The sequence below is a fragment of the aff. Roholtiella sp. LEGE 12411 genome (assembly GCF_015206995.1).
Lineage (GTDB): Bacteria > Cyanobacteriota > Cyanobacteriia > Cyanobacteriales > Nostocaceae > Komarekiella.
Window position 1 is genome coordinate 1 of sequence record NZ_JADEXR010000182.1, and the last position, 11,579, is coordinate 11,579.

Genomic DNA, 11,579 nt, shown 5'->3' on the forward strand with positions numbered 1-11,579 from the left:
GTGGGGGAGTGGAGGAGGGGGAGTAATTTGAAAGTTTTCATTTTCTTCTTTCTCCCTGTCTCCCTGTGTCTTTCTCTGTTCTTTTTTCTCTTCTTCAACCCACCACAAAGGTGTATCAGTGGAAAAGTATTGCTTGACTGTTTGCTCTAAGTGGGAAAAATCATCTTTGGGGAAGATGTCCTGATAGGTTCGTTGCATGAACTTGATTAGCAGCGACCGATCTAAAGTAGAGCCACGGCGAATATAATACCCAGGTAGTAGTTGCTCAGACACTTCTGACGTTTTACTTAGCTAGCTGAGTTATTTACTGCTGGTGGCACAGCAGGAGTAGCTGGAACACTGACCCCTACCTCTTCAATTGGTGCGGGTGCTGCCATGTCGGAGGGTAAAAATATGCGGGCGCTGACTGCCACCAAGGCAATGAAAAATACTAATACTGCAAGCAGTGGTGCGATGTACTGACGAAATATAGCCATATTTAAATTACAAGCAGCTAGGGACTTTTATGAGAACTTAGCTTAAGATTTGTGAAGTTTTCTTGATTTATCTTAGCGATTTTCCGGAGCCTTTCAAAAGGCAGAGGATCAGGGGAGGCAGGGAGAGCACAGGATAAGGAAGAATTTTTCACCTTTGCCTTTTTGCCTTCTACTCCCTACTTCTGCATTTCTAAACATAACTCGTATTATCGGCGATCGCGCTCCAAGTCATCGAGCACTCTTTCACAATACCAATTCTCCGGCATACCAGGATAATTCTCTTTTGCCTGCTCAACTAACCTTTCGGCAGCGGCAGTATCGCCGGATAATCTAGCAATCAGCCTATTTTTGAGATAGCTATCAGATGCACTCTCTTCTACCTGGTTTGGTATCTCTCCTCTGAATGATGAGGTTGGCGTCTGTCTCCTCAACTGCCAAAATAAAACGTAATAAAGTGTACCAAAAATTAGAATCAGGCTGAGTGTTCCAAAAAAAGTTAGGAGGTTAAATCCCAAAAATCCTAAAACTAACTGCGAGAGAACATAGCCAAGTAACAAACCAGTGAGTAAGAGGATAAGTGTGCCGACAGTAATAACTACTTGATTCCCCATATATCCCCTTCTTCTTCCTCAAGTCCTGGTCTAGATACTGCCACTGGTTGAGGGTTCCAAGGGGCAACAAAAGGTAAAAGCAGCAATCCAGGTAAGGCTGCTACTATGGTTAGTAAGAAAAATGAGGGCCAGCCTGTGGACTTTGCCCAATCCCCCGCTGGAGCAGAGAGAACATCTCTACTAATAGCCATTAAGCTAGAGAATAAAGCGAATTGAGTAGTTGTAAAGCGGTGGTTACAAAGGTTCATTAAAAATGCTACTGTAGCCACTGTGACTAATCCAGCGCTGAAGTTTTCTATATTCACTGCCAATACTAAAAGCGAATAATCTTTGCCAGCAACTGCTAACGCATAATAACCCAAGTTACTAAATAATTGCAGTATGCCAAAGATCCATAGACTTCGGTTGAGGTTAATCCTAGTCATAATGACGCCACCAGCTAATACGCCGACTGTCGTCGCGATAAAGCCCATTCCAGCTTGAATTGCCCCAATCTCAGTTTTGGTAAAGTTGATTTCCCGCAGAAATAAATTAGCCGTGATTCCCACTAATGAATCACCTAGCTTATAAAGGACGATAAAAACTAGGATGACACTAGCTTGGGTAAGCCCAAATCGGTGAAAAAATTCCTTGAATGGTAGGAAAATTGCTTCTTGTAAATTTTGAGGCGGACTATTTTCTCTGACCTCGCCTAATAACTCTGTAGGTAATAACAAAGATGCGACTATCCAGGCTAATATCAAAGTTGCTAATAGCCAATAAAACACAGGTAGGGCAATAAAGCCAACAAACACACCTCCAATTAATCCAACTACTAACACAGTTATAAATAGCAGAAAAATGACATCTTTAAAAGATAGGGGTGGAGCTTTTGCTGTGTTGTCGCGTATCTTTGGTTCCCTTGGTGCCCATAAAGTTGTAAGTATACTCCCTGCCATTAACGCTGCCATGAGTAAGTAAACACCATTCCAAGGGATATGATCTGCTAAAACCAAAGCTAAGGAACTAGTAATAAACAGCGCTAAGCGATAGCCTAGAACCCAAACTGATGCACCTGTTTTGGATTCTATTGGGTTTAAAATATCTGTACGGTAGGCATCACCGGCAATGTCCTGGGTGGCACTCAAAAAAGTGATGATTAGACAGTTGATTGCCAGTAGTTGTAGCACTTGGTCATTTTGGGCCGGCTGTTGTAATGCCAGAAGTGCGATCGCTAATACTAATCCAAATTGAGTAAGTAATAGCCACCCTCGCCGTCCTCCTATAACTGGCGGCGCAAATCTATCTAATAACGGCGACCACAAGAATTTCAGCGAATAAGGCAAAGCCAGTAGACCAAATAAAGTAATTTTCCCTATATCAACCTTGGCATCTTGCATCCACAGCTGTAATGTTCTACTTGTTAAGAACAAGGGCAACCCAGATGCAAAGCCGAGCAATAACAAAGCCCCCATTTTCCGACTTTGGACAGCTTGTCGCAGTGCCTGAACTTCTCTCATTGTTTAAACATTCCTTATCACCTGAGCGAATTGCAGTTATCTTGCCATAGCTGCTGTGTAATTATCTGCAAACATGCCAACTTACCAAGATTTACTCGGCTAACAGACAAAACCAGGATACCCTCACAACGTTAACGGTTCCTTAACTTTCCGGAATTGGATAAACCTGATGGTCTCTAATTTCTACCCTATATGCAGCCAGGCATTTTTCCCAACCTTCACGTGTACCTATATCGCTTTTGTGTTTGAGTAGTCCCAATTGCTGTTCTTGTTGGGTGAGTTTAGCAAATTCTGCGTAGAGAGGGTAGTTGCTGGTGACAAAGTTTTCTTTGCGGTGCAAGATTGGTGGATTTACCCTATTTTGATAGTCTCGGTGAGTGACAAATAGTGTTTTTAAGTCAATAGTTATACTCGCTTTTAAAGCTGGATGGGGATCAGTGTCGAATTCGGGGTAAAACAGATAGGATATTTGCGGTTGATCAGTGTAATATTTTATCAGTGTGGCTCCATCTCCACGCCCAATCGTACGGCTAGCGCAGCCTTCGTAAATTCGCAACAAGGGATCTAATGCTGCTAATGCCCAAACATGGACATAAAGGGCGCTGCGTGTGTGTTTACCAATTTTGCTTTTTTCGCAAGCAGTTTGAATAACCTTTTGTTTACCTAAACTGAAAAGCTTTTGGTCGGCGACCATGCAGGCTTCTTCATAGCTACCAAAGAAGGCTTTGATATCGTGACGCATTTCTGGTGCTAGCTTGTGCCATGCAGGACGTTGATCAAAGTGGGTCAGAGCAAGATAAACTTGGATATCCAGAGAACGACGGTAAGCGATCGCATCCCATTCTGCTTCATCGGTAGCTTGCAAAACTACGGCAAAGGCACGGCGAAAGTTACCAAACTCGCTCAATAGTTGCTGTTCATTATCTAATTCGCCTTTGGCAGGTAGTCTACCACGCTTGGTAAAAAAAGCCATCAGTGGTTCAAGCTGTTCTTGATAGTCTTCAAACCGCTTGCTGGGGATGCAGACTCGCGGGGTAGAAGTTCTAGAAAAGAAGCGAATAGCTTTGTAACTCTCTTTTTCGGCTTGATCTCGAAAAACAAAGTAGACACCTAAAGCCACTGGTACCGCATCTACATTTAGTGCTTCATCAATATAAGTTTTGAGTTCTTCTTGTTCGTAATATTTTTGAAAAGTATTGCGGCGAGTTACGATGCCATCGTTGTAAGCAAGTTGGGTTTTGCTGGGAGCGTTAATTAGTATTTGAGCCGCGACAATTAAAACTCTATGGGTGAGTTTCCAAGCTTGGGTTAAGCTTTGGCGGCGTTCCTCTAGGTCTTCAATGACGTTAAGGACGTAACCCAAGTTGACCACATCAGCGGGGGTGATGGGTGCATTGGGATAGTAGTAAGGATCCCAGCCTGCACTGGTGTAGCCTAAGTTTCCTACTCGTTGCACATCACCACCGTATCCGCAACCATAGTCAAAAAAAGTGGTATCTTTATTCAAGAGTGACCATTCTATTGCCAATCGCACGGGGCGAGATAGATCATTACGAGCGATCGCAGCTCGATGACGCTCAATTTCTAGCGCTTCAGGCATAATATTAGTTGTCAGTTAACAGTGAACAGTTAACAGTTAACTAATATCCTTTCAATTTTTAACCGCTAGTTCAATTAAATCTTCAATTTTCTTGATGTTTGGATCGCCTGCTAAGTAACCAATACCGCGATGCAAATGCAGGCGAAATTGCGTGGCGAGAGTTTCTTTGTCGGTGGGATAACCGTCGTTGTGACAGCGTTGCTTGAGGGCGAGGAGGAGAATATCAGACATTTCGCCACCAAAGACGCGCCAACTCATTTCGACGTTGCTATCTTGGGGAATTGGGACAGGGGAGGGTGCGGTTGATTCTGCTAGGGAACGACAAAACGCCCAACGGCATAAGATATTCCATTGGTCGATTTTAGTGCTGCGCTTAAGTTTGGTAAGTTGGTCTTTAGCTGTTTGGGAGAGTTTAATTCTTTCGATTGGTGATTCCATATTCATTATTAATAGTGGTAATTTCTGTTTGTATATCTAAATCACTAGCCATTGCAACTAGTTGTTCATTCATATATTTAACATCATTGAATTTATTTAATATTTGTTTTTTTTCTTGAACTTGTTTTTCGATACGTTCTAATAGCCATTCTAGTTCTTCTAAGGACAAAACACGTAAGTCATGCTCTATTTTTATTAAATGTGGTGAGTTCATAATTGCTTATCTACTTTCCAAAGGTCGTGATATATATTTTAAATATCTTTTTGAGACGATATCTACTACCAAAAATATTTATTTTCTATCACTGTTGTTTGGCGAGTGTAAGAATCGTATTTTAGGAGATATTCACGGGCGATCGCTTCATTTTCTCGCAGTGTTTCTACTTCTTTCTTTCCAATCTCAGTATCGGTGGACAGCAAAATTACTTGGTGGCTGGCGGATGGAAAGTAACGTTCAACTAAGTTACTGCGGTGGGAGGAGTCTAGTCTACCTAGCGGCGTATCGATCGCAACTGGTAGTCGGTGTCCAGAGACTTTGGCTAAACCCCAGAGGAAGGCGATCGCAAGTAGTTGTTTTTCGCCAGCCGAGAGGCGATGTTTCGGGACAGGTTTACCATTTAAATCGTAAAGCAAAAGGCTAAAAGTCTTAGTATCAATGGTGATACGATGCACTAAGTCTGATTTATGAAGAAGATAAAGAAAGCAGTTTTTAACTTCCTCCTCTAATTTATTGAGTTTTCGCAGGGTTAATTTTTCACGAAAAATCTTGAGTGTGTTTTGAACTTTTGCTGCTGAGGTAATAATATGTTCGCTATTTTTATGTTTAATATTTTCTACGGTATAATCACTTAATTCCTTTTTTGATTTGGCAATAATAGTTTCTAATTCAGCTAACCGACGGCGGATTGTTTCGTAATTTGCTTTAGCTTCAACAACTTGATTTTGTGCCGCTTCTAATGTTTGACGCAGCTTTGTATAATCTTCTGGTGCTGCTGCTGTTTGCACTTGTCTTTCTAGAGTATGAATTTCTTCTTGTTTATTTTTGAGAATAGCTAATTTCTCTTTTGCAGAAAGTTTAGAATTTTGTAGGTGATATATGAGATTATCTAGCTGACTTAAAGTTTCATCATCGGCTAATAGCCAAGGTGCTTCTATCTGGATTGTCTTTGCATATAAACTATCGACATCTTGAATTAAAAATGATTGGATTTTTTCAACTTGTATGGGAGAAATTTCAACTTGATTTAGCCAAGTCAGTAAACGCTGATCTCGCTCCATTAACAAATCTTTAGAAATTTGTACCTGTTGATGGCGAAATTCTTTTTCACCCTGTGCTTGCGCCTGATTAAGCAAATTAGGAATTAATGCTAAAGGTAAAACATCAGTTGCCAATTCATACATTGACTGACGTACTTGTTCAATTTCCGCAGTTTTCGTATCCTGTTGTAGTTCTAGTTGACTGCGTTCTGCTGCAATCTTCCCACCTTCATAAAGAAATTTATCAAAGGCTTCTTGCTGCTTTTGTTCTAATTCTTCTACCTGATTTTTGAGAGTTTCTAATTTCTCTCCTGTTGTTTGATAATCTTCTTGCTGTTGGGTTAACCTAGTTTCAATTTCCTCTAGGTTTGTTAAATCCTTACTATTACCAACTTCTTTAAGTTTACGGTTAACTAAGATATCTAAATCAATTGCTAAACGATCTGCTAACTCTAAACCTAAAAGCCCGCGTATTGCATCTACTACAACTGGTGGTGGTGTTTCCTGTTCTGCAAGTTCTTTAACTTGTTCACCATCAAAGAGAAATAAATTAGAAATACCTAATGGTAGGAGATTTTCTATATATTCATCCCAGATATTAACTAAAGCATCAGGCCAGGTATCACTGTCCCCTAAAATACCTAATGTATCTTTACCGTCTTTAGGATTTTTTGTCCAACTACGCACAACACGGTATTTTATTGGCTTATCATTTTCAATATGTTCAAAAAGTAATTCAATCCGGGTGTCTGCAACTGGATCTATTTTATTGTTAACACATTGGTTAAGAAAATCGTTATAACTTAAATTCCCACGGGTGGAACATTGGGCGCGGGGGCCATAAAGAGCGAGACGAATGGCATCCATAAGGGTGGTTTTTCCGCCGCCATTCATACCACCTAATAAGATAATTGGACGCGAGTTTTCTTCATCAATATTTGGGTTAAGATTAATTACCTGTCTCCCTCTGTAGGGGCCAAAGTTTTGTAGAACCAGTTCAATAAATATCATTTATCTGATTGTGAGTTTATTAATATACTGGGCGAATAGAATTCGCGGCTACACAAGCGAAGTCCGCCTTCGCGGACTAAATTCATAGTTATTGGGTTATTTGGGAGTTAGCTCCCAGGTAGGAATAAGTGATTTTTGGCTATGGTGGGTAGCTTGGTTTCTGATGTAATTGGCTATATTATCAATGGCATCATGGCTAACTGTAAAAGCTCCATAGCTACCTTGCCATTTAAAAAACTCACCTGGCTTGATTTCGTGGGTGATGAAATGAGAAGAACTTCCCTTAATTTGTTTAATTACGTCCGATATGCTGATAGTTGGCGGAAAACCTATTAAGAGATGTACATGATCTTCAACACCACCAATTGCAATTACGGTACATTTTAACTGTTCACATTCCTGAACGATCGCTGCATAAACTAACTCCTGAATATCAGGCGTAATTAAGGGCAATCTATCCCAGGTTGCCCAAACATAATGCACATACAATTGCGTAAAACTTGCTCTCATTTTTCTTCAACCCGCACAGGCGGGTTTCGTCTGTGTAGCCGCGATTTCCAATCGCCCGGTATTCTGATTGAATTATTGCGTAAAACTTGCTCTCATTTTTCTTCAACCCGCGCAGGCGGGTTTCGTCTGTGTAGCCGCGAATTCCATTCGCCCGGTATTCGCCCGGTATTCTATTATTCTAAATCCTTCTTTTTAAACTTCATATTCCCCCAAGTTAGCTGTTCATCACTTTCACTTTCACCTTCATCTACCTCGATAATTGCTGCAACATCACCCAAAGTCATCTGCTTGACTTTTGCAACATCACCTTGACTAACTGCTTCGCTTAATTCGCGTTTCAAACGAGCATTTTTAATCGCATCTTCTGGAGAACGGGAACTTGTATTAAAACATTTTTCTAAGGTTTCGTATATCCCCACGCGACGAGTCTTTTTGCGATACTGGCGTTCTGTGTCTAACAATTTCGCCATGAGTTCCAAGTGCATCGCGTCACCTTCACAGATTTCTTCTAATACTATCCATTCATCACGACCTAGTAAACTATAGTCAGCACCAGGACGAGGGTCTTGAAATTCTTCGCCAGTCACTTCTTGATAAATCCGGGGTAAACTATCATCAAATTCGTGTTTTTCTTCTAGCCAAATGCGGCGAATTTCGCTCATTTCTTCGAGAGTAATTAAGGTGATATCGCGCATATTTTCTGGTGCTGTCCGACGAGTTTTAGTTTGAGCTTCTAATAATCGTCTAAGCCAATGTTCTCGCCAATATTTAGTATAGGGGCCAGGTATTGGTTCAACGGAGATTTCCCCGTTTTTATTGCGTTCAAATAGTTGGACATCTCCCCAAATGCGACGAAAATCTCTTTTGTCTCGATCATCTTTAATATCTAGTTCGTTACGGATATCTAATAATGGCTGCATCCATTCTTTTTCTTCATCATTTTGGATCATCGCCTCCATTGATTTATCCTTATTCACCAGTGTGCAAACCCAGCAGCCAAATCGGGAATCACCACAGCTAGGAGTAGAAGTATCAACAACTAGTGGACATTCATTATCGGCTGTTGCACCTCGATACATAGCAAATAATTCTTTATTACTTTGTCCCCAAGGATTATCCCACTGATTCAGGTATATCCAGACATCGTTATTACTCCAATCTTCAATAGGGGTATAAATTAAGGAGTTGGGTAGACTGGCATTAGGACTCAGGCGATCGCGTACTCTATCAACTTGATGTTTTTTCATTGTGGCAGCACGTTTGGAACTTTCCGCTTTGCGAGTCCCTAATACAAGAATTGTTTCACCGTTAGCTCTAACTATTTCACGGATGAATTGATTGGCGGGATTAATTTTTAAACGTGGTGTACACCAGCGAAACTGGTTACGAGGTGCTGGATATCCTTTACCAATAAGATTTACCCAAAATGTGTCTTCAATTATTGGTTGTAGTAGATGTGGATCAATTGGCATCCCCTGTTTTTCAGCAGCTACTTTGAGATTCTGCAAGGATTTGCGAACCCAAGCAGACACTACAGGATTTTCTACCTGAGTATCGGTTGTAATTACATAGACTGTTTTAGTTCTTTTTTCTGGAACAAGAGCAGCGATCGCATTCCACACAAGCTGCAATACTGTGCTAGAGTCTTTTCCCCAAGACACGCCCAAAACCCAAGGGATCTCATCTAAACAATACAATTCTTGAATTTCAGTTGTTAGAGTTTGGATAGAGTCCACTAACTCTGCTACAGTACGTGATTGCTGAACTTTATTTTCTGGTTGTTGTGCTGTAGTCATTTCTCCTTCTCTATGGAAACACTGGCGTAATATCCCGGCGAATAGAATTCGCGTCTACATAGACAAAACCCACCTCCGTGGGTTGAATGTAATATCCAGGCGAATAGAATTCGCGGCTACACAGACAAAATCCACCTTCGTGGGTTGAATGTAATATCCAGGCGAATAGAATTCGCGGCTACACAGACAAAACCCACCTCCGTGGGTTGAAGAAAAGTTTTTAAAAACTTTACTACTAAAATCTAACTTTTTGGATAATTAGACTAGATAATTTTATTCTGTTTTTAAAATTTAACATGAAAGATAGTGCATCTGACCCAACGGCTGACATCGCTAGAGAATATCTGGAACGGGAAAACAAGGAAAAACAGGTACTAGCTTTACTCTTGGAGAAGTTTTTAGGGAGAAAAGATCAAATTCTCGTTCAAAAAACCGAGATGGGTGGTACTGAGGCTTATGTTAGCTCTGTCACCTTGGAATGGTTTGCAGGTAGGGTTCACTTCGCCTCTGGCTTACCTCTGTTTCAAAAAAAGTATAATTCTGAGACTGATAATGTCGAGATTGATGCGGATAGCATTGATGAAATTCAACAACGTCCCCTTGATTGGTCACGTCAAGCACCGCTAGTCCAGTATTTAGCAGCTCGACACAACCATAAGTTTCCGCCAGTGTTGGTAGTAATTAATCAACCGTGGGTGGATAATCCCAAAGCTGCTGAGTGGGATAGTGAAGGACGCGCCACCAAGTCTACTACAGATTTTATCCCCCTAGATAAAGACGCTAAAGTAGGACTGCTAAATATTTCTGAGGATGATGTGACTATTTATGCGTTAGATGGTCAACACCGATTAATGGGTGTACAGGGGTTGATGGAGTTAATTAAAACTCGCAAACTCCAGCGCTATAAAAAAGATAAAGGTGTTGATGACAGTTTTATTACAGTTAATGATTTGATAGAAAAGTATCAAGTAGACCTTGCTTACTTGCAAAATTTACCTAAAGAAAAAATTGGTATTGAGTTCATCTGTGCGGTAGCGGCTGGAGAAACTCGCACCCAGGCAAGACGGAGGGTGAGATCGATTTTTGTTCATGTTAACCTAATGGCTGCACCGTTGACTAAAGGTCAACTAACACAGTTGAATGAAGATGATGGTTTTGCGATCGTTGCTAGGAAAATAGCAGTTACACATCCACTATTAGAACAACGACAAGAGCGCAATCCCCGTGTTAATTGGAATAGTGCAACAGTAGCCTCCAATTCTACAGTTTTGACTACATTGCAAGCTCTGCAAGATATGTCTGAGCGATATTTGGCTCAAAAGTTCCCCCACTGGAAACCCTTGGAGAAAGGGCTAATTCCCATGCGTCCAGAGGATGAAGAACTTGAGCAGGGAATTGAGGAATTTAAAAAGCTATTTGATTCTTTGGCTAATCTTCCCAGTTATAAGATTTTAGAACACGAAAATACACTAAGTTTACGACGCTTCAGCTTTGAGAAAGATGGAGGTGAAGGCAATATGCTTTTCCGTCCAGTTGCTCAAGTTGCATTAGCGCAAGCTTTAGGAATTTTGGTATTTAAAAAAGGTTTTTCCCTGGCAGATCTTTTTAAGAAACTGCGGAAGTTTGACCAGCAAGGTGGTTTTAGTGGTATGGAATATCCCCAATCTCTCTGGTATGGGGTTTTGTATGACCCAAATAAAAAGCGGGTGCAGGTTGCTGGACGAGATTTGGCGGCAAAGTTATTGGTTTACATCCTGGGTGGAATTCAGGAACAGATGGAACGTGCTGAACTTCGTAAGGCTTTGGCGGATGCTAGGACTGTGGAAGATAAAACTATAGGTTTTGATAGCAAGTTTGTTGAACCCAAGGAGGTAGGGCTTCCACCGATTCTGTAGTTCCTAATGATTACTCGCCTTTAAAGAAATTATTATGCTTTTGAATAATTCCCTCATATTTCAGCAGCCATTATATTCTCAGCCGCAGTCACGTAGAACAACACGATCGCTCCCAGAGTCGGTATCCGGTGCAGGAGCTTGAGAACGAAATCCCCCATTAAAATCATCAAAGCCACCAGTGGAGGTTTTACGTCTCGATCGACCCAGCAGATCGTTGATAAACGAATCAAAGGGTGTATTTTCAGTTAGAGATAAGTTCCACTTCAATTAGGACTTACGCACGAGTTACGGAATAAGGAACCGCAGAGGCGCAGAGGACACGGATAAATCAGAGTTGGAGAGATATTGTGCGTAAGTCTTTTGAACCTCACACGACTGAAAGTCGCGTGATTCCTGCTTCAACGATCTCTGCCGGAATTACTTCTGGACTGACGAGTTCTCCACAGGCGTTTTTTATAACCTCCGGCGTACCGACGGCGGTTAATA

At 41.2% G+C, this 11,579-nt stretch carries 11 protein-coding genes and 1 pseudogene; 1 reads left to right on the top strand and 11 read right to left on the bottom strand.

The features are described from left to right. The 10 genes and pseudogenes from IQ246_RS30650 to dndC all read right to left on the bottom strand — a co-directional run. A pseudogene (locus IQ246_RS30650) lies at positions 1–273 on the bottom strand (GNAT family N-acetyltransferase); the annotation flags it as partial. Between the two features lie 14 nt (positions 274–287). Beyond that, on the bottom strand, positions 288–476 hold the full coding sequence (locus tag IQ246_RS25850; RefSeq protein WP_194006174.1) for a hypothetical protein: 189 nt from the start codon (positions 474–476) through the stop codon (positions 288–290). Between the two features lie 206 nt (positions 477–682). Further along, the gene (locus tag IQ246_RS25855) at positions 683–1,087 is read right to left on the bottom strand and encodes an ABC transporter permease (RefSeq protein WP_194006175.1); all 405 of its coding nucleotides are present in this window, start codon (positions 1,085–1,087) and stop codon (positions 683–685) included. Beyond that, positions 1,072–2,586 carry an AmpG family muropeptide MFS transporter gene (locus tag IQ246_RS25860; RefSeq protein ID WP_194006176.1) on the bottom strand — a complete coding sequence of 505 codons (1,515 nt, stop codon included), beginning with the start codon at positions 2,584–2,586 and terminating at the stop codon, positions 1,072–1,074. The genes IQ246_RS25855 and IQ246_RS25860 overlap by 16 nt, the downstream gene beginning before the upstream one ends. A 142-nt stretch (positions 2,587–2,728) precedes the next feature. Next, positions 2,729–4,186, bottom strand: a complete 1,458-nt coding sequence (locus IQ246_RS25865; protein ID WP_194006177.1) for a DNA phosphorothioation-associated putative methyltransferase — start codon at positions 4,184–4,186, stop codon at positions 2,729–2,731. 51 nt (positions 4,187–4,237) lie between these two features. Further along, entirely contained in the window at positions 4,238–4,624 is a 387-nt protein-coding gene (gene dndE / locus IQ246_RS25870; RefSeq protein ID WP_190910228.1) for a DNA sulfur modification protein DndE, read from the bottom strand. Next, positions 4,599–4,838, bottom strand: a complete 240-nt coding sequence (locus IQ246_RS25875; protein WP_194006178.1) for a hypothetical protein — start codon at positions 4,836–4,838, stop codon at positions 4,599–4,601. The genes dndE and IQ246_RS25875 overlap by 26 nt, the downstream gene beginning before the upstream one ends. 65 nt (positions 4,839–4,903) lie before the next feature. Beyond that, positions 4,904–6,892, bottom strand: coding sequence for a DNA sulfur modification protein DndD (gene dndD, locus IQ246_RS25880; protein WP_194006179.1), 1,989 nt, complete (start codon positions 6,890–6,892; stop codon positions 4,904–4,906). A 96-nt stretch (positions 6,893–6,988) separates the two neighbouring features. Next, entirely contained in the window at positions 6,989–7,402 is a 414-nt protein-coding gene (gene tnpA / locus IQ246_RS25885) for an IS200/IS605 family transposase (protein ID WP_194006180.1), read from the bottom strand. Positions 7,403–7,575: 173 nt separating this feature from the next. Further along, positions 7,576–9,198, bottom strand: coding sequence for a DNA phosphorothioation system sulfurtransferase DndC (gene dndC / locus IQ246_RS25890; protein WP_194006181.1), 1,623 nt, complete (start codon positions 9,196–9,198; stop codon positions 7,576–7,578). Between the two features lie 296 nt (positions 9,199–9,494). On the opposite strand from dndC, the gene IQ246_RS25895 reads away from it, so the two are divergent. After that, positions 9,495–11,093: a DGQHR domain-containing protein gene (locus IQ246_RS25895; protein WP_194006182.1), complete on the top strand. Its 1,599-nt coding sequence runs from the start codon at positions 9,495–9,497 to the stop codon at positions 11,091–11,093. Positions 11,094–11,171: 78 nt separating this feature from the next. Here the strand turns inward: IQ246_RS25895 and IQ246_RS30655 are convergent, their stop codons facing one another. Beyond that, the gene (locus IQ246_RS30655) at positions 11,172–11,360 is read right to left on the bottom strand and encodes a hypothetical protein (protein WP_244142164.1); all 189 of its coding nucleotides are present in this window, start codon (positions 11,358–11,360) and stop codon (positions 11,172–11,174) included. Positions 11,361–11,579 lie beyond the last annotated feature (219 nt).